The following is a 19,066-nucleotide window of genomic DNA, read 5'->3' as shown; positions in this document are numbered from 1 at the left end:
GGGGGGCATGCCCCGGTCACTCGACACCGACGTCGCCCTCCGCACCGACGACCTCTCGCTCGCGCGCAGCGGCGTGCGCGTGATCGACGGCATCACCCTCACCCTGCCCGCCGGGCGCACGCTCGTGGTGCGCGGGGCGACCGGGGCGGGGAAGACCTCGCTCGTGTCACTGCTGGCCGGTCACCCCGACGACGGCCTCACGGTCGTCGGCGGAGACGCGCGCGTGCACGGCATCTCGGCACGGCGTCCCGGTCGTGCCCGTCGTGAGTGGACCTTCCACACCGGCTACCTGCCGCAGGGAGCCGGTGCCGGATTGCCCTCCCGCCTCACCGTGCAGGATGTCATCGCCGAGCCCATCACCAGCCGCGACCGCCGGGTCAACACCCGGGCGCTGGCGGTGCGCGTGGCGACGCTGCTCGATGAGATGGAACTGCCGCTGGGCACCGCGCCCAAGTACCCCTACGAACTGAGCGCCGGCATGCGCCAACGCGTCGCCCTCGCGCGCGCCCTCGTTCTCGAGCCGCGCCTCTTCGTGGCCGACGACCTCTACGCCAACCTCGACGTCGAGGTGCGCGCCGCCGCGCGCGCGTCGATCCTCCGCCGCCGCGACGAGCGGGGGATGGCCTCGCTCATCGTCACGAACGACGCGGATGCCCCGCGCGATCTGGACGCCGACGTGCTCGTGCTGCACGCCGGCCACGCCGTCGCCCTGGGACACGGCGACCAGACGCTGCAGTGGACACCCGACGGCACGCCCGAGCGACGGATTTCGGCCCGCTGATTTTTCCGCCGCCCCCGCGTGCTGTTAGTATCGTGGGGTTGCCCGCCGCGAGGTGAGCATGATCCTCGGTAGCTCAATTGGCAGAGCAATCGGCTGTTAACCGATAGGTTCTTGGTTCGAGTCCAAGCCGGGGAGCCGCAGAAGGCCCGACGTCCGCGTCGGGCCTTCGTCGTCTCACCCGACGGCGACGGGCAGGTCTTCGTCGGAACGCGGCGGATGCGCGACGAGGTCGCGCGCCTGCGCGGCGTCGAGGTGCGTGGGGAACAGCGTCCGCGAGAACTTCCCCGTCGGATCTTCCTTCGCGCGGGGCAGCTCGATCGCCGCGGCGTCCACCAGGGCGAGCGCGGCTCGTCGCTGCATCGGAGTCATCGCGAGCGCGCCGTGGCGACGCAGCAGCAGGGGGACGCGGAGCTTCTCCGGCCCCTCCAGGATGAGGAACAGTGATCGCGTCCCGCCGATGATCATCGCGGTGGCGCTCAGGCGCGCCGAGGTCAGCTCGCTCCCCGCGACGACCCGCGACCCGACCCGCGCGCGTCCTGCCTCGACGTCGACCCAGACGTCGGGGACCTGGCGCCGCGCCCACGCGACGCCGCCCGCGACGGCGGCCACCACGCCGACCCCGAGGGCGACGAGGATCCCCGCCGGCGCCTCGCGAACGGTCAGCAGCACGAGCGGCACGAACTGCCACACGCCCCACACCCCGGCGACGAGGGCGGGAACGGCGAAGAGGAGCAGGGAGCCGCGATCTCGCCGCGAGACGAGGATCCACCCCGAGGGGAGCGGACCGTCGTCGGGTGCGGCATCCTCTTCTTTCCGACCCCGCCCCGTCGCGCGCTCGGTGACGATGCTCACGGCGCCGAGGATCAGCAGGCCGACCCCCAGAGCGCCGAGGCGCACCGTCGCGCGTTCGCCGTCATCCATCCCGTGCGAGAGCACCAGGATGCCGAGCCCTCCGGCCACACCCACCCACCCCTGCACCCGCAGCAGACGGCGTGCGCGGCGGTGCGCCGCGGCGCGGTCGGGGGCGCGCGGGGAGGCGGCGGGCTCCGGCTCCCACGACGAGCGGGTCGCCCAGACCAACGCGACGCCGACGCCCGTCAGGCCCGCGGCGAGCCCGAGGGCCGACACCAGGCTGACGACGCCGCCCGAGGGGAGCGAGACGAGGGATGCCACCACCACAGGCAGTGCGACGACGGCGACGACGATCGCGGCTCTCCTCGGCGACATTCTTCCCCCCGCGCACAGTGAAGCGCGATCCGCGCCCGCACGCGAGGGGTTGCGGTCGGCCCGCTCCGGATGCCACGGCCGTGAACGGGGGAGGCGGCTTCGCGCCGCGGAGCAGGCATACGCGCCAGAGCGAGATCGGCGGGTCAGGCCCGGTCGTCGAGGCCTTCGGTGCGTCGGGCCTCTTCCTCGGCGGGGTCGGCGTCCATGTCGGGGACGATGGAGGTGTCGTCGCGGTCGGTCTTCTGCGCGGCGGGGTCGGGGACGGGGAGACGGTCGGGATCACTCATGCCGGTAGCGCATCATGCTGCCGCGTCCGGCGTCACGACCGTTGACACGCAAGACCCGCCGCGCCGATCCGCACGACGTCGCATCACCGCTTCCCGGGGCCGCCGTTCGCGTTACCGACGCCCGCGCCGTTTCCGTTGCCTGAGCCGTTGGCGTTCCCGTTCCCGTTCCCGTTCCGGTTATCTGCGCCGTTCGCGTTGCCTCGGCCCGATCCGGGCCCCCCGCCGGCATCCCTCCCCGGCTCGGCTCCTGACCCCGGACCGGGGTCCGTTCCCGGGTCCGACACGGGCGGGTCGGCGGGCGCGGGCTCGAGCGGCACGACCTCGACGGGAGTCTGATCGGCGGGTGACGTCTCGGTCGTTCGCTGGTCGGTGTTCACGACCGGATCGACGAGCGTGTCGGAGACCGGTGCCGAGGGAGTCGACTCCGGGGTCTCGGCCACGAGCGAGGGCGCGGGGGAGGGGACGCCCCCGGTGGCGGGGACGCCGCCCGCTCCCGCGAACGAGAACGCGACGAGGTGGCCCCCGACCACGACGGCGGCGGCCGTCCCGACCCCGGCCCACGCCCACCGGCGTCGGCGTGAGCGCACCGAAGCCGGAACCGTCTCTCGCTCTGCCGGGTCGGATGCCACAGGCGAGGGGTGATCTTCGTCCAGCGCGGCCGACCTCGCCGTGGAGGATGCTGCGTCGAGGAATGCAGGAGCTGCCACCGGCCCGGCGGGCCGGCTGGCAGCCACAGCCGGAACGGGTGCCGTCACCCGCGCGGTGGGGGAATCGTCATCCGGCGTCGGATCGGGCAGGCCGAGGTCGGCCCATGTGGTGCCCGTCGCCACGGTCAGCGGACCCGTGTCGGCCGCGATCGCCTGCTGGCCGACCGCGAGCGCCGCCGCTCGCTCGGCCACCGCGGACGCACGGGGGCGGGCGGACGGATCGTGGGCGGTCATCGCCGACAGCAGGGATCTCCACTCGTAGCCGAGCGTCGACGGAACGTCGGGTTGCCGCGCGAGCCGCGCCAGCAGGGTCTCCTGCACGGATCCGCCGCCGAACGGGTGAAGGCGGGTGAGGGCCTCGATCGCCAGAAGGCCGAGCGCGTAGACGTCCGCGGCAGGCTGCGGCGCCTCACCGCGCACCTGCTCGGGGGCGAGGTACGCAGCGGTGCCGATGACCGTCCCGGGTGTCGTCAGCCGCGTGGCATCCATGAGGTGGGCGACGCCGAAGTCGGCCAGCACGGCTTCGACGGCGCGGTCGCTTCCCCGCAGGGGTCGCAACAAGACGTTCGAGGGCTTGACGTCGCGGTGCACGATCCCCGCCTCGTGGACGACGGCGAGGGCTGCGGCGAGGTCGGCCATGATGCCGGCGACCTCGGCGGGGGCGAGCACCCCCTGCTCGATACGCCGCTGGAGCGACGGACCGTTGATGAGCTCCATCACGAGGTAGACGTGATCGTCGGTGTCGAGGCGGGCGTCGTAGAGCGTCACGAGCGCCGGGTGATCGAGGGCGGCCAGTGCGCGCGCCTCCGCCATCCGACGCAAGGACTCGGCCTCGTCGGTGCGGTCGGTGAAGAAGATCTTGACCGCGACGTCACGGCGGAGCACCTCGTCGCGGGCGCGGAACACCCGTCCCATCCCTCCGGCGCCGATGCGCTCGGCGAGCACGTAGCGCCCGCCGAGGATGTCACCGGCGTGGGGCATCGTCAGGTCGGGAGCGTGGCTCATCGGTTCCTTCACAGGGGGTGCCGCGAGGGCGAGCAGCGGGCGGGCGTCGGGCGACATCCACCGATCCGAACGCTACGGGCCTCCGCCGCTCGCACAGCAGGGGTAGCGGCGGGCGCGGGGGGCGCGCATAATGACGGGCCGATCAGTTGCCGCCGCTGTCGCTCGACCACACCGCTCGCGCCCCGCTGTCGCCCACTTGCACGACCGAGTAAGTGGTCGCTCCGGCGACCAGCACCGCGACCACCGCGATGGCGATCGTCGCCACGCGCGCCCCGGGTCTGGTCGTGCGCGCCGCGTCGTCGGTGCGTCGTGCTTGCAGTCGGAACCACAGCCACTGTCCGGCGGCGACGACGAAGAGCCCGATCGCCCACGGCAGGAGCTGGTCGCCGAGCTCGGTGTGCCGTTCGAGCACGGCGGATTCCGGCACCTGCCGCTCCAGCGCCTCTCCGGCCTCCTTCGCCAACGGTACGAAGACGAGGGCGACGAGCGCGACGATCGGGGTCAGGATGCCGAGCCGTCGGCGCGCCGCCGGCCACACGCTTCCCACGACCAGCATGAGGGCGGCGAGGGGGATGAGCACCACGACGGCGTGGACCAGGAGAGGGTGGGCGGGGAGCCCGGCGATCTGCCACATGCGCTGATCGAAGCACCACCGCACGGGGGAATCTGGGGCTTGCACGTGGTCAGGCTCCGTGCTGCGTAATGAGGACACCGGTGGCGTTCATATGGGAGCGCTTCCACTATGCTCTTCCCGGCCGCTTCCCACCGGTCGGAAGGGACTCCCGTGACCGCTGGTGCCCCGCGCGTGCGCCGCGACCTCCAGGGGCTTCGAGCGGTGGCCGTTCTCGCCGTCGTCGCGACGCATCTCACGGGGTGGCCGCGCGGAGGGTTCGTCGGTGTGGACGTGTTCTTCGTCTTGTCGGGGTTCCTCGTGACCGGCATCCTTCTCGCCGATCTGCGCGCCGAGGGGACCGTTCGCCTGGCAGCCTTCTTCGCGCGGCGGGTGAAACGCCTGCTCCCCGCGGCTCTGCTCGTCATCGGCGTGGTCGTGGCCGTGGCATCCGCGCTCTTCTCCGCCACCCGGGTCGATCGCACCCTCGGCGACGCCCTGGCCGCGGTGGGCCTGGTGTCGAACTGGCGCTTCGGGCTCGAGGGCCGCGACTACTTCGCCACCGGCGACGTCTCACCCCTGCAGCACTTCTGGTCGCTCTCGGTCGAAGAGCAGTTCTCCCTCGTCTGGCCCCTCCTGGTGCTGCTGGCGGTGGCGCTCCTGCCCGCAGCTGCCCGTCGCGGACGCATCGCCCGCGCGACGATCGCGGTCCTCGCGCTCGCGGTCGTGGTGGCATCCGGTGCCGCCGCCGTGATGCTGACGCCGGGCGACCCCTCGTTGGCGTACTTCTCGACCGTCACGCGGGTGGGGGAACTCGCCGTGGGTGCGGTGCTCGCCGCGAGCGCCGGCCCGCTCTCCCGCGTCCCGGCCCCGATGGGCGGGGCAGGGGCCTGGATCGGTGTGGCGGTCATCGTCGCGGCGTTCTTCGTGGTGGACCCCGCCGCTCCCTTCCCCGCGCCCTGGGCGGCGCTGCCCGTAGCCGGTGCTGCTCTGGTGATCGCGGGCGGAGTGGCCGGCGACCCGCGTCACCGCCATCTCTTCGTGTTGACCAATCCCCTCTCCGTCGCCCTCGGCGACATGTCGTACTCGCTTTACCTCTGGCACCTCCCGGTCATCGTCTTCGCCGGCGTGGTGCTGACGCCGGGGCCGGCGGCCCTCGCGATCACCGCTCTCGCGATCGTCGTCCTCTCGGTCGCGACCTTTCTGGGCGTCGAGCAACCACTGCATCGCCTGCCGTGGCCGCGCGGTCGACACGTCGCCGTCGATGCCCCGGCCTCGGCGCGCACCACCCCCGCCGCGCGCACCACCCCCGCCGCGCGACCCACGACCGCCGCGCCTCCCGCGGCCGCCGCGCCTCAGGCCCGTGTCGGCGCCCTCGCGTCGCGTCCCGCGGGCTGGGTGCCCGGTCAGCGGTACTACCCGGGCGCGCGACCCGCCGCCCGCGCCGAGGTCGAGGCCGCTCTTCCCGCGTCCGAGGAAACCGCCTCCGCCGAGCGCTCCGCCCCCGCGGCGCAAGCGCCCCCGGCCGCCCCCGCCGAGCCGGATCGTGCGACCGCCTCGCCCGTACGCACCCCCGCCGCGACCTCCTCGCTCGCGACCGGCGCCCCGACCACAGTCCCGTCCACCGCCGAGGCATGGGCGTCGTGGCGCTCTCGTTTCGCTCCGCGCGTCGGAATGGCCCTCGCCACCCTCGTCATCGGCGCCGGCGCGACCCTCCTCGCCGTCTTCGCGAGCTACGGCGCCCCCACCCTTCCGGGCATGCCCGTCGCCGCGCCGGCCCCGGCCGAGGTCGACGCCGTGGCCGGAGACGTGCTCGCCACGCTGCAGAGCGACCTCGCGACCGCGACGACGGCGAGCACCTGGCCCAGCCTGCATCCGTCGCTCGACGACGCCATGCGCGACTCGTCGGCCGCCAACCGCGCGCACGACTGCTTCACCCCCGATCGTGCCCCCGATCTCCGCGGCTGCACGTGGGGCGATCCCGGCGCCGCGCACCACCTCTACCTCGTGGGCGACTCCAGCGCGATGGCCTACGCGCCCGCGTTCGCGCGTCTGGCCGACGAGAGCGGCGGCGCCTGGCGGGTGACGACCGTCGGCATGTACGGATGCCGTTTCATCGACGTCCTGATCGAGAGCCGTGACCCCGCGGTCACGGCCGGCTGCGGCGCACGCAAGAGCGACGTGGCGGCGATGGTGGCGTCCGACCCCGCGGATCTGCTCGTGGTGTCGAACGCGTTCACCCTCGCGCGCACGATCGACGGTCGGGACCTGAACGCGGGCGAACTGGCATCCTCCACCGCCCGGGAGGTCGCCGGCTGGGCTCCGCCGGGACGCACCGTGTATCTGGCGCCTCCGCCGCACGGCGCCGACCTCGGCCGGTGCTTCTCGCCCATCATGGGACCGGCATCGTGCCTGTCCGCCGTCGACGACGTCTGGACCGCCATGGAGGAGGCGAGCGAGAAGCAGGCGGCGTCGACCGGCGACGCCGCGATCAGCGCGCTGCCCTTCACCTGCTGGCAGGGGGTCTGTCCCGCTTTCGCCGGCGACACCCCCGTGCGCTACGACGACACGCACGTGACGCCGGCTTTCGCCGAGCGCCTGACCCCGATCCTGCGCGGCGAACTGGCGGCGCGCGGCCTCTACTGACCGCCGGAAAGCGCAATCGCCCGCGCCTGCGCCGGGGAGGGCTGCGAGGGTGGGGGAGTGACCCCTCCCGCATCGCCGTCTCCTGCCGACCCCTCCCGTTACGACGTCGAGGCGCTGCGCACGCGCCTGCGCCCCCACCGCGATGGTCGGGTCGACGACAGCATCCCGGCTCTCGCCGCCGCCGACCCCGACCTGTGCGCCATCGCCCTGGCCCTGCCGGACGGCAGCGTCCGCGGCAGTGCCGAGGCCGGTGTTCGCGTCAGCGTGCAGTCGGCGGTCAAGCCGTTCCTGTTCGCTCTCGCCCTGCTCGACACCGATGGCGGTGCCCTGGAGCGCGTCGGCATCGAACCGACGGGGGAGTCCTTCGACGCCATCACGCTCGAGACCGGCACGGGTCGTCCGCCGAACCCGATGGTCAATGCGGGTGCGCTGCTCACGGCATCCCTCGTCGACGGCACGGGCCCGGAGGGGCGGATGCAGCGGATCGCGGCCGGGCTGGCGGCATTCGCCGGCCGCGAGCTCGACGTCGACGACGAGGTCGCCCACGATGAGCACCTGCGGGGTGACCGCAATCACGCCCTCGCCCACCTCCTGCGCGCGGAAGGCGTGCTCGACGCGTCGGCCGACGACGCCGTCGCCGTCTACGCACGGGCGTGCGCGACGCTGGTGGATGCCGAGACCCTCGCCATCATGGGCGCGACGCTGGCGGGAGGCGGCGTCAACCCGCGCACGGGAGACCGCGTGATCCCCGCGCGCGTCGCTCGAGACGTCGTGTCGGTGATGGCGACGTGCGGGATGTACGACGGATCGGGACGATGGATGCGGGCGGTCGGTGTCCCGGCCAAGTCGAGCGTGTCGGGCGGGATCGTCCTCGCCGCACGCGGCGGTCTGGGAGCCGCGATCATCAGCCCGCCGCTGGACGCTCAGGGCACGAGTGTGCGAGGACACGTGGCGAGCGAGCTCCTCAGTGAGGACCTCGGGCTGCACGCCTTCGGCGGGTGAGGTGCGGGGCGGTCCCGGGCGCACGACAGCAAACGGGGCCGTCGGTCGGCCGCTCGTATGGTCCGGATCGCCGCGTCCCCCGGATGCCGGGACCGGCGGGGACGGTCAGGCGTCGATGTCGTCGACGCCCGGCATCCACGAGGCGCCCGGCTTCCCCCACTTGCGCTTCTTCGCGATCTTGGCGACCACGCGCGCGTCCTCGTCATCGAGACGGTCGATGTGCAGGATGCCGTCGAGGTGGTCGAATTCGTGCTGCAGGATGCGTGCGCGCCACCCCGACACCTCGATGCGCACCGCGTGGCCGTCGAGGTCGGTGCCCGTGAGCACAGCGGCCTCCGACCGGCGGAGCGGGAAACGCTCGCCGGGGAACGACAGGCACCCTTCGCTCTCGTCGTCGGGGTCGGGGTAGCCCGGCTCGAGCGGACGGATCCACAGCTCCGGGTTGATCACGACGCCGCGCCACGGGAGGCCCTCGTCGTCCTCGTACGTGTACGTGAAGATCCGCAGACCCACGCCCACCTGGGGGGCGGCGAGGCCGACGCCGGGGGCGGCATCCATCGTCTCGAACATGTCGGCGACGAGCTGACGCACCTCGTCGGTGATCTCGTCGACGCGGGAGGCGGGAGCGTGCAACACGGGATCGCCCATGATGCGGATCGGGAGTACGGCCACGTCACCAGCCTATCCAGCGAGCGGACGGCTATCGTCGAGGGGTGATCCCGCTCGATGCAACCCTCAGCGACGGAATCGACCAGCTCGTCGGCGTGTTCCGCGATCCGCGCATCCTGCTCGGCATCCCGCTCGCCCTGCTGGGTGCGGTGTTCATGTCGTTCGGGGCGCAGTACCAGCACCGCGGGGTGCAGAAGGTGGAGCGCCTGTCGGGCAAGACCACCGGGGGGCTCTCGCGCTCGCAGCTCGCCTCGTTGCTGACGCGCCCGTCGTGGGTGGCGGGCACGCTCATGCTGGGCCTCGCGATCGTCTGCCAGCTCTCCGCGCTCTCGGTGGCGCCGCTCATCCTCGTGCAGCCCCTCGGCGCGATCGCCCTGGTCATCACGACCGTGCTGAATGCGCGCGTGTCGCGCCACAAGCCGACCAAGCAGTCGCTGTTCGCGATCGCGCTGTGCGTCGGCGGCATCTTCATCTTCGTGACGATCGCCGCGTTCTTCGCCACCGAGCACGTCATCACCGAGCGCGAACTGCTGATCATCCTCGGCATCCTCGCCGTGGTCGTCATCGTGTTCGGCGTGTTCTGGGTGCTCGTTCGTCGTCGCGCGCAGGCGCTGTTCTACATCATGGCCGCGGGCGTGATCTACGGGTTCGTCGCGACGCTCGCGAAGGTCGTCATCAGCCGCGCCCAGGCCGGCAACTTCGAGTGGCTGACGCTTCTCTGCCTCGTGGCGCTGCTCGCCGCGGTCGCGGTCGGCGCGTACTTCGTGCAGACGGCCTACTCGGTCGGTCCGCCCGACCTGGTGATCGCGGGACTGACCGTCATCGACCCCATCGTCGCCGTGCTCATCGGCCTGCTCGTCCTCGGCGAGGCCTCCACGGCCCCCGCCTGGGCGCTCATCGGGTTCGTCATCGCGGGGGCGATCGCCACCTGGGGCGTCATCCAGCTGACGAAGCACCACCCGCAGATCACCGCCGACGGCAAGCCCGCCGCACCCCGCGTGCACTGACGAGGCGACGGGATCCGGCGGTGTCGTTGCGTTCGCCGACCGCACGCCTGGCCGGTCGCACGTACTTCGCGCTGCAGGCGGTGGCCGGCGCCGCCTGGTGGGTGTCGGTGTTCACCGTGCCCTTCGTCCGTGAAGCGACCTTCGGCGGGCTCGACCCGGTCGTCGTGGCCGTGGTCGACATCCCGCTGTTCGTCGTGTCGTCCGCCCTGGCGGCCGTGCTGCCGGGCCGGGCGTCACGGGTGGCAGCGGGAGCGGCGACCGCCTGGACCCTGGTGGTGACGGCCCTCCTCGCGCTGTACGCGACGATGACGACCCTCGCCGGGGTGGGGGTGATCCTCATGATCGCGGCGAGCGCCGCCTCCGTGGGCGCGTGGCTGCTGCTCGTCTTCGGCCGCATCCCGACCTCGCTGCTGCTGGTCGGTCCGTTCGCCTTCCGACCGGCTCGCTCGCGCGCAACGCCCCTGGCCCACGTCATCGCGACGGCCGCGCAGATCGTCGTGTTCTGGGGACTCTTCCTGGTCGTGTTCCCCCTCGTCATCCGTTTCCTCGAGGAGCGGTGGCGGCTCGTGCTGCCGCTGCCCCACGGCGTGGTCATCACGGGGGTCGCGGTCGTGGTCGCCGCCAGCGCCCTCGGGCTGTGGTCGGCGGCGGCCATGACCGTCAAGGGGGACGGCACGCCCCTGCCCTCCGCCATGCCGAACCGTCTGGTGGTGGCGGGGCCGTACCGTTTCGTCCGCAACCCGATGGCGCTCGCGGGCATCGCGCAGGGCGTGGGGGTCGGACTGCTGATGTCATCGTGGATGGTGGTCGTCTACGCTCTCGCGGGCTCGCTCATCTGGAACTACGCGATCCGTCCCCACGAGGAGTCCGACCTGGTCCGGGCCTTCGGCGACGACTACCTCTCCTACGCGCGCGACGTGCGGTGCTGGATCCCCCGCCTGACGCCGGTGGGCTCTCGGCGCTAGCCGCGCGCGTCACGGAGGGCGCCGGCCGCGACCGCTTTCGAGATCGGCATCCGGATGCCGGTAGGCTCGTTTCCGCTGGGGGCGGTGGCCAAGCTGGTCAAGGCAGCGGGCTCATAACCCGACGATCGTGGGTTCAAGTCCCACCCGCCCTACTTCTCCCCTCGGGGCTCACGCGGGTCCCGCCCCTCCGGGGCGTGCGCGCGAAGGAGCTCGACACCGAGCCGCACGCCACCGGCGATCACCAGGGCGAGCCCGAGAGCCATGATGTTCCACCGCCACAGCCCGTCGGTGTCGAACAGCGCGACCGCGGCGAAGGCGATCACCGCGGCGGTGCACAGCCACATCGACAGCGGGACGGATCGGCGCGGGGGAGTCGTCATCACTCGACACTAGGCGCCTTCACCCGGCCCCGCCTCCGTCCCGCGGGGGCCGGCTCCCGCGCGCCGACGATTCCGCGACTCTTCCGTCGGTGTCGGGGGTCGGCGCTACCGTCGGGCGCGTGCCAGAGAGAGTGCAAGCGTGGTGGGCCCGCAGGCAGTGGTCGAAGGGGCTCGAGGTGCCCTACCCCCTGGGGGCGTACCGCGCGGCCTGGGCCACGTTCCCGGCTCTCGTGCGGCAGTATCATCCCGACCTCAACGACGGGATCGCGCTGAGCCAGGTCCCTCCCGCCGCCGACGTCCTGCTGCTCTGGCAGTGCGACGCCGGACACCGGTTCGCCGCCACCCCGGCCGAGCAGCGCCTGCGCCCAGGGCGGGAGCGCCGTCGCAGCGCGTGGTGCCCCGACTGCAGCGAGCGGGCGAACCCCACCCGCGCCGTGGCGCTGCCCCTGCGCGACGACGTCACGAAGCCCGCGGTGTCCGCCAACGCGGTCCTGCGGGCGCGACGCGCCCCGCGCCCGCAGCGTCTGTGCGGCAAGACGCCCGACGTGACCGTGGGGGAGGCGTTCGTCTCGGTGTGCGCTCCGAAGCCCGCCTCCGCCGTCGAAGGGCGGGTGCGCGCTGACCTGCGCGAGCGGCTGAACCTGAGCGAGAAGCTGAACGCGGTCCGCGTGGCGCGGCCATTCTTCGATCACCTGGAGGTGTGGCCCGACTTCGTCTTCCCCGAACTGCGCATCGCCGTCGAGTACGACTCGATCGGCCGGCACGGCCTCGAGCACGTCGGTCGTCGCGAAGACGCCGATCGGCGCAAGGACCGCGCGCTCCGCGGGGCGGGGTGGGAAGTCGTGCGGCTGCGCACCGGGAGGCTCGAGCCACTCGGCCCCCACGATCTGCAGCTCGCGAGTTGGAACCGCGCGGCGCTCGATCGATTGGTCGAGGCGTTCCGCGGCATCCGGGGGTCTTTTCTCGTCGACGCTTACGTGCGCTGACCCACCCGCGGCGCGACGGCGTTCGATGGAGCGTCCGTCGAGGCGCACGTGGCGAGACGAGCGCCGATCGCTCAGGTCGACTCGCGCGTGTGCAGCACGGGGAGGACGTACGTCCGCTGGACCGGCCGGCTCGCTCCCTCGCTCAGGCGTCCGACCATGGTCTCGACAGCGAGACGTCCGACGTGCTGCTTCGAGGGGCGCAGGGCCGTGATCGGCGGTTCGGCGCTCTCCGCGACCTCGTCGTCGTAGGCGAGTATCGCGAGGTCTTGGGGAACGTGCCAGCCGTGGTCGCGCGCGTACTGCTGCACGAGCACCGCCTGCGGGTCGGAGTGCACGAGCAGCGCTGTGGTGCCGGTGGCGCGGCACTGGGCGAGCAGGTCGGCCACGACCGCCTCGCGGGCGGTGCCGTCGAGGGCGTCGAGCGAGGCGTCGACGTCGACGGGGCAGTCGAGCCCGAGTTCGGCGAGCGAGCGTTCCCATCCGCGCCGCAGCTGCGACGAGGTGGGCGATCCCGCCGAGGTGAGGATCCCCACGCGGGTGTGTCCGCGCGTCGCGAGGTGATCGGCCGCGAGCGACCCGCCGAAGACGTGATCCGTCGTGACCCATTCGAGCTTCGTGAGGGCGAGGGCGGATGCCGCCCGGCGTTCGGCGAGCACGACGGGGAGCGGGAGCGACTCGAGCCAGTGCAGGAAAGCCCGCCCGTCGGCGCCGGTGGTCTCGGGGGCGACGATCAGGCCGTGGAGGCTCCCCGAGTCGACGAGCGAGGCGATCTGCCGCCGCTGATCGGCGACCGAGTAGCTGGCGCCGCGCAGCACGAGCTGCACACCGAGCTCGGTGGCGGCGGCGCGGGCGCCGACGATGATGTGCGGCCAGTAGTACGTGAGCGACGGGGTGACCATTCCGACCCGAAAGCGGATGGGCGCCGACGTCCGAGCCTCGGCGGGAACGCTGGTGTCGAGCCGGCTGCGCAGCGTCGCTCCGCCGTGCACCCGGGTCAGCAGTCCACGGTCGGCGAGTTGGCCGATGTCGCGCCGGATGGTCAGCTCGGCGACGCCGAGATCGCGGGCGAGGTCGGCGACCCTCACGGATCCGGTGCGGCGAAGCTCGTCGAGGATGCGTTCACGGCGCGACAGTCCGAAGGGCGGAGAACCTGCGCTCATGATCGGCCAGCGTAGGGCAATGTACGTATCGATTCAAGAGTGATCGAACGTGTTCGTTTTGCTTCCGCGCGACATACCTGGTGACCGACGATGTGGGCGGGCACACGGGCGTGCCCTGCGGCGATCGGAACGGACCGACGCTGCGCCCCCGTCGAAGGAGACTCCCCATGGTCACGGCACCGATCCCCCCGGTTCGACCTCATCCCCGTCCTACGGTCCGCACTGCGGCGGCGGCCGCACTCGTCACGGCGACGATGATCGGCGCCCTTCTCGTTCCGACCGCGGCACAGGCGGCCGGCGCCGATCCCGTCACCGTGACGGTGCGCGGCAGTGACGTCGCCGCGGCGGCGAAGAACGTCAACGGTCTGACCTTCAAAGGCTTCGGGGTGCTCAGCGCGAACTCGACGAGCGCCCTGCTGCTGGACTACAAGTCGCAGCACCCCGAGAAGTACTGGGAACTCATCGAGACGCTCTTCGGTGGCGACCATCCGATCATGAACACCGTAAAAATCGAGATGGGCAACGACCGCAACACCTCGACTGGAGCGAACGCCTCGACCATGCGCTCGCGCGACGAGTACCCCAACGTGCTCCGCGAGCCCGGATTCCAGCTCGCCGCCGATGCGAAGACCGTCGCGCACGGTCCGGTGCACGTCAGCATCCTCCGCTGGAACCGCCCGACGTGGGTGACGAACCACCAGGACCAGTACGTCTGGTTCAAGAACACCACCCTGGCTGCCTACCGGCAGTTCGGCTACATGATCGACTCGATCAACCCCGACGCGAACGAGACCTCGAACCCCGACCTGCAGCTCTATAAGGACTTCTCCGGGTGGCTGCGGAACGACACGAAGGGCTACGAGGGCGCCACCGCGGGCGACCCGAACAACGGCTTCGCCTCGCCGACCGAGCGCGAGCTGTACACCTCGATCCGTACGATCGCCGGCGACACCGTCGGCACCCCGCCGGTCGCCCTGGGCGATGCGATGACCGGCAGCGACTCCTCGTTGCGTGACGCCGTCGATATCGTCGGCTTCCACTACAGCAGCGCCGACGACCGCAACGGCAACATGAAGAAGATCGCCGAGCAGCTCGATCGTGAGGTGTGGAACTCCGAGGGCCAGTCGACGTTCTCGAACTCCGCCGACCGCCCGAACAACACCAACAGCAACGAGCAGGGCGGGGTGGGCACCTCGATGGGCGGCCCCGGCAGCGCGCTCGAGATGGGCAACTGGGTCACCACCGGCTTCTCGGCGTCGCGCCGCACGCTCAACATCTTCCAGCCGGCGATCGGGTCGTTCTACGACGGCTTCCAGTACTCCTCGAAGGAGCTCGTGAACGCCCGTGAACCCTGGTCGGGCTGGATCTCGTACGACGGCGGCCTTGCGGTGCTCGAGCAGTTCACGCAGTTCGCCACGCTCGGGTGGGAGAACGACGACAACACCGCGGGCATCTGGCGCGCGATCCCGCAGGCCTCGGGCAGTGAGCTCGGCACGGGCAACCCGCCGAGCGGCGCCCGTTCGGGCGGGGCGTCGTACACGACCCTCGCCGACCCCGACGGTGCGGACTTCTCCACCGTCATCGTCAACGACAGCTCGTTCACCAAGACCTACCGCGTCGCCGTCGACGGGATGCCCCTGGGCGACGACAGGACGCTGGAGGTGTGGGAGACGCGCGCGGCCGACGCCGGGCAGGCGGCGGATGCCAACTACGTCCGCCCCCTCGCCGAGATGGCGCCCGCCGCTGACGGGAGCTACACCGTCACCGTGAAGCCGTGGTCGACGGTGACGGCCACGACGCTCGATCACGCCGAGACACGCGATGGCGAGATCGCGCCGCGCGAGGGCTTCGGACGCACCGCCCCCGCGACGACGGAGTACACCGCCACCGACGGCGGCCGCGACGTGCTCGATACCGATTCGACCGGCGACGTCAACGGTGTGGTCGACGACGGCTACCTGTACGCCGACGACTTCGACTACCGCGGCACGGGCGACGTGCAGGGCTACGACCCTGACACGCGCACCCTCGTCGACAGCGGCGAGGGCTACCTCTCCAGCAGGGGAGCGGCCGACAAATCGTCGGGCAGCCCGAGCGTGCAGGCCGAAGACCAGGGTGCGACCCCGCGCTACACCAACGACACGAACGGCGCCTTCGAATCCGTCGCGACCTCCGACGCCGCGCACGGGCGCGTGCTGCGCCAGCAGATCGGTTCGGGCATGGCCGGCGGCGCATGGAACGGCGGTGACCCCAAGACGACCATCGGCGACGCGCGGTGGGCGAACTACGTGGTCGGCGCCGACGTGATGTTCGAGGCCGACGGGGCTCAGTACGCCACCATCGGCGCGCGCGAGCAGGGCGGCACGGCGAACGGCCAGGCGGTCTCGGCCGCCGAGCTGCGCGTCGAGCCCACCGGGGCGTGGGCCCTGCAGCGCTACGGCACGGTGATCGCCACCGGCAACACCTCGACGACGGCGGGCGTCGACTTCCGCACCGGCTCGGGCGTGTGGAACCGCATCGCCCTGAAGGTGGCGGGAGAGGTCTACACCGCGCAGATCAATGGGGTCGAAGTGGCCTCGTACACGGATGCCGCCCCCCAGGCGACCGGACGCATCCAGCTCGGATCGAGCTTCAGCTTTGTGCGCTTCGACAACCTCACCGTCGAGACGGTGCCCGGGTACACGCCGTACTACACCCAGATCATCGACGGCATGCACCAGACCAGCTGGAGCGACACCTCGGCATCCGTCCTGCGTTTCGACGACGGGTGGAGCCATGTCAACGGCCAGGGCATGTACGAGTGGCAGCGCACCGCCTCGAAGAGCACCCGACAGGGTGCGACCATGGCGTACACGTTCGCGGGGACCGGTCTCGACATCGTCGGCACCAACTCCGGAGCTCCGACCCTCGACGTGATCGTCGACGGCGAGCAGCTCGTCGCCGCCGCACCGACGCTGGCCGCGGGCAGCGAACGCACCGCGTACATGCTGCGGGGGCTCCGCAACGGCACCCACACGGTCGAGATCCGCACCGCGAACGCCGACGCGCTGAACGTCGACGCGGTGGGGGTCGTGACCGCGAACGCCGACGCGAGCAAGGTCGACACCTCGGCTCTGGCCGCGCGCGTGGACACGGCACGCGCCCTCGACGAAGACGAGTACAGCGTCGACTCGTGGGCGCGGCTTCAGTCGGCGCGCGACGCCGCTCGCGACGCGGTCGCCGATCCGGGAGCGTACGGACTCGACGCCGAGGGCGCCCGCGCTCTGGAGGCGCGTCTGGCCGTCGCCGTCGATCAGCTCACCCCGCGCGACGTCAGCGACGACGTGAAAGACGTCGGCACGCTCTCGATGACCCTCCCCGCTCGCACCCTCCCCGCGACGGTGTCGGTCGAGGGCACGGATGCCGCGATCACCTGGACCGCCGGTTCGGTGAGCGCTGCGGGCTCCGCCGCCGAGCTGAGCTCGTTCACGGCCACCGGACGCACGTCGGAGAAGACCGCCGCCGGCGTGTACCAGCGCATCACCGCGTCGGTGCTGACCCTGCCGGCCGATCTGACGTACTTGATCGACTCCGGTTCGTCGGGCGCGGCCGCCGGCTCGGTGTTCGCCACGGCGAAAGCGGCGTTCCCCGACCTGCGCAACGACAGCGCCGACCAGAAGTGGGACGGCACCAGCTCCGCGGCGACCTGGGGCTACGCGACCACCGCGACGACCGTCGCGGCGGGTTCACCGACCGATTGGGGCTCGTCGTACCTCGGCGCCGACTTCAACAAGCCGATCGTCTACAGCCTCACCCTGCCCGCCGGCTCCTACAACGTGGTCGCCGTGCAGGCTCCGCGGGCGGGGCTGACGACCAACGTCTACAGCAAGGTGCGGGCTCCGGGCGCAGCCGAGACCACGCAGTCCGCGGTCTCGAACGGCGCGGCCACGCCGGTCGCCCAGCGCATCACCCTCGCGGCGGACGGTGTCGTGCGCATGGAGTTCGGCACCACGGGGACGTCGGGTTACAACGCCCGCCTCGCCCTCGTCTACGTGCAGGCGCTTCCGCGCGATCTCGGCGTGGTCGGCACGCTGAAGGCCGACGACGAACTGCCCGCAACGGTCCCGGTCGACGGGGCCGACATGGCCGTGACCTGGGATGCCGACTCGGCCGCCCAGAAGCGCACCGACCTGCAGAAGCTGGTGTTGACCGGGCGCTTCACCGAGGGCGGTCAGAAGGTGGTCGCCGCCTATGAGGTGATCCCCTCGGGGCTCGTCTACTACATCGACTCCGGAACCGGCACGACGCCGTCGCCGCAATTCACCGCGGTCCAGAAGGCCGTACCGACGCTGCGCAATGACGAAGTCGATCAGGTCTCGACCTCGGCGGGCGAGTGGGGATACGTCGCCGACGGCATGAAGGTGAAGGGCTCGACCGACATCACCGACAAGTTCTCGACCGGGCTGTACCAGGACACCACGCGACTCACCTACCGCCTCCCGCTGCCCGCGGGGCAATACACGCTGACCGGCGGGTTCACCGAGTGGTGGGGTCTGAACCGCACGATGAATCACACCGTGTCGTTCGGCGGGACCGAGCTCGCCAAGGGCAATGTGCCACTGACCGGGGTGAGCGGACCGCTGACGGGCGATCTGACGTTCACCCTGACCGAGGCGGCGACGGTCGACTACGTGATCACCAACGAGGGCGCGGGCAGCGAGAAGCCCGTCATCTCGTGGCTCGCCGTGAGGGACACCACCCGCGCGACGGCACCGCAGAAGGTCACCGCCACCGCGGCATCCGACACCTCGATCACTGTCGCGTGGGAGGCGCCGGCGCAGATCGGCGCGGCGCTGTCGGGCTACCGGGTCTACGAGGCCGGCGCCACCGAGCCGGTGTGCGAGGTGGCCGAGACCACTTGCACGCTGTCCGACCTCGCGCCGGGTTCGGCGCACGCCTTCGAGGTGGCGGCCGTCAACGCCGTCGGCGAGGGAGACCGCTCGGCCGCGACGTCGACGATCACCCTGCCCGAGGTCCCGTCGAACGACGGGGCCACCGCCGCCCCGGGCGCGGGCGTGCTCTCGTCGAACGACGGCTGGGACACCGGCCTGAAGGACGGCACCTTCCAGCTCACGATGAACCTGTGGTGGGGCTCGAACGGCTCGCTGTTCAAGCTGTACCGCGACGGGGAACTGGTCGCGACAATGCCCCTGACGATGGCGACGCCGAATGCGCAGAAGAGCGTCGTCGACATCGCCGGGCTCGGCAACGGCACCTATCAGTTCACGGGTGAGCTGGTGAACTCGAAGGGGACGACGGCGACCAAACCGCTCACGGTGAAGGTGACGGATGCCGCTCCGGGAGCGCCCGTGCTCTCCTCCGACAACAGCGACCGCGACGGCGCGTACTCCCTGACGGCGAACCTCTGGTGGGGCACGAACGCGACCTCGTACCGCCTGCTCGAGAACGACGTCGAGATCGCGTCGGGCGCGCTCACCGCGGCGACCCCGGCCGCGCAGAAAGTGGTCGTTCCCGTCACCGGCCGCGCGGTCGGCACGTACACCTACACCATCGAGTTCGCGAACGCCGGAGGAGCGACCACGAGCGCTCCGTTGAGGGTGGTGGTGGCGAAGTAGAGCGGCGCGAGATCGCCCC

The 19,066-nt window shown here is 71.8% G+C and carries 14 protein-coding genes and 2 tRNA genes; 9 read left to right on the top strand and 7 right to left on the bottom strand.

What is annotated here, in order from left to right; translation table 11 throughout:
• Positions 1 to 7: 7 nt before the first annotated feature.
• Together AB0N80_RS14670 and AB0N80_RS14665 are read left to right on the top strand one after the other, a co-directional pair.
• Entirely contained in the window at positions 8 to 781 is a 774-nt protein-coding gene (locus tag AB0N80_RS14670; RefSeq protein WP_363579122.1) for an ATP-binding cassette domain-containing protein, read from the top strand.
• A 62-nt stretch (positions 782 to 843) separates the two neighbouring features.
• Positions 844 to 916: transfer RNA gene (locus AB0N80_RS14665), tRNA-Asn, on the top strand.
• 39 nt (positions 917 to 955) lie between these two features.
• On the opposite strand, the gene AB0N80_RS14660 is transcribed toward AB0N80_RS14665, so the two are convergent.
• The 4 genes from AB0N80_RS14660 to AB0N80_RS14645 form a co-directional block, all read right to left on the bottom strand.
• Entirely contained in the window at positions 956 to 2,008 is a 1,053-nt protein-coding gene (locus AB0N80_RS14660) for a hypothetical protein (RefSeq protein WP_363579120.1), read from the bottom strand.
• Between the two features lie 143 nt (positions 2,009 to 2,151).
• Positions 2,152 to 2,295 (bottom strand): hypothetical protein, encoded by a 144-nt coding sequence (locus AB0N80_RS14655; protein WP_363391761.1) that lies wholly within the window; start codon positions 2,293 to 2,295, stop codon positions 2,152 to 2,154.
• Positions 2,296 to 2,378: 83 nt separating this feature from the next.
• Positions 2,379 to 4,064, bottom strand: a complete 1,686-nt coding sequence (locus AB0N80_RS14650) for a protein kinase (protein WP_363579118.1) — start codon at positions 4,062 to 4,064, stop codon at positions 2,379 to 2,381.
• A gap of 85 nt (positions 4,065 to 4,149) precedes the next feature.
• Positions 4,150 to 4,686, bottom strand: coding sequence for a DUF2231 domain-containing protein (locus tag AB0N80_RS14645; RefSeq protein WP_363579116.1), 537 nt, complete (start codon positions 4,684 to 4,686; stop codon positions 4,150 to 4,152).
• A 105-nt stretch (positions 4,687 to 4,791) separates the two neighbouring features.
• On the opposite strand from AB0N80_RS14645, the gene AB0N80_RS14640 reads away from it, so the two are divergent.
• Both AB0N80_RS14640 and glsA read left to right on the top strand, forming a co-directional pair.
• Complete coding sequence (locus AB0N80_RS14640; RefSeq protein ID WP_363579114.1) at positions 4,792 to 7,263, top strand: acyltransferase family protein; 2,472 nt, start codon at positions 4,792 to 4,794, stop codon at positions 7,261 to 7,263.
• Positions 7,264 to 7,320: 57 nt separating this feature from the next.
• On the top strand, positions 7,321 to 8,265 hold the full coding sequence (glsA, locus tag AB0N80_RS14635) for a glutaminase A (protein ID WP_315995657.1): 945 nt from the start codon (positions 7,321 to 7,323) through the stop codon (positions 8,263 to 8,265).
• 105 nt (positions 8,266 to 8,370) lie between these two features.
• Here the strand turns inward: glsA and def are convergent, their stop codons facing one another.
• Positions 8,371 to 8,937: a peptide deformylase gene (gene def / locus AB0N80_RS14630; RefSeq protein WP_363579112.1), complete on the bottom strand. Its 567-nt coding sequence runs from the start codon at positions 8,935 to 8,937 to the stop codon at positions 8,371 to 8,373.
• A 41-nt stretch (positions 8,938 to 8,978) separates the two neighbouring features.
• Here def and AB0N80_RS14625 point away from each other — a divergent pair, with 41 nt between their 5' ends.
• From AB0N80_RS14625 to AB0N80_RS14615, 3 genes are all read left to right on the top strand, one after another.
• Positions 8,979 to 9,941, top strand: a complete 963-nt coding sequence (locus tag AB0N80_RS14625) for a DMT family transporter (RefSeq protein ID WP_363391754.1) — start codon at positions 8,979 to 8,981, stop codon at positions 9,939 to 9,941.
• Between the two features lie 20 nt (positions 9,942 to 9,961).
• Positions 9,962 to 10,906 carry a methyltransferase gene (locus tag AB0N80_RS14620; protein ID WP_363579110.1) on the top strand — a complete coding sequence of 315 codons (945 nt, stop codon included), beginning with the start codon at positions 9,962 to 9,964 and terminating at the stop codon, positions 10,904 to 10,906.
• Positions 10,907 to 10,984: 78 nt separating this feature from the next.
• Positions 10,985 to 11,058 (top strand) — tRNA-Ile (locus AB0N80_RS14615).
• Here the strand turns inward: AB0N80_RS14615 and AB0N80_RS14610 are convergent.
• Entirely contained in the window at positions 11,056 to 11,286 is a 231-nt protein-coding gene (locus AB0N80_RS14610) for a hypothetical protein (RefSeq protein ID WP_363579108.1), read from the bottom strand. The two genes, AB0N80_RS14615 and AB0N80_RS14610, sit on opposite strands and share 3 nt — an antisense overlap.
• A gap of 119 nt (positions 11,287 to 11,405) precedes the next feature.
• Between AB0N80_RS14610 and AB0N80_RS14605 the strand changes: the two genes are divergently transcribed.
• Positions 11,406 to 12,272 (top strand): zinc-ribbon domain-containing protein, encoded by an 867-nt coding sequence (locus AB0N80_RS14605; protein WP_363391719.1) that lies wholly within the window; start codon positions 11,406 to 11,408, stop codon positions 12,270 to 12,272.
• Positions 12,273 to 12,343: 71 nt separating this feature from the next.
• On the opposite strand, the gene AB0N80_RS14600 is transcribed toward AB0N80_RS14605, so the two are convergent.
• Positions 12,344 to 13,432 (bottom strand): substrate-binding domain-containing protein, encoded by a 1,089-nt coding sequence (locus AB0N80_RS14600; protein WP_315995663.1) that lies wholly within the window; start codon positions 13,430 to 13,432, stop codon positions 12,344 to 12,346.
• A 254-nt stretch (positions 13,433 to 13,686) separates the two neighbouring features.
• Here AB0N80_RS14600 and AB0N80_RS14595 point away from each other — a divergent pair, with 254 nt between their 5' ends.
• Positions 13,687 to 19,047, top strand: coding sequence for a chitinase N-terminal domain-containing protein (locus AB0N80_RS14595; RefSeq protein WP_363579106.1), 5,361 nt, complete (start codon positions 13,687 to 13,689; stop codon positions 19,045 to 19,047).
• Positions 19,048 to 19,066 lie beyond the last annotated feature (19 nt).

The organism is Microbacterium sp. NPDC089188, from assembly GCF_040685155.1.
Taxonomy (GTDB): Bacteria; Actinomycetota; Actinomycetes; order Actinomycetales; family Microbacteriaceae; genus Microbacterium; species Microbacterium galbum.
The sequence above is the reverse complement of the archived record's forward strand: the minus strand, read 5'-3'. Positions and strand labels throughout refer to the sequence as shown.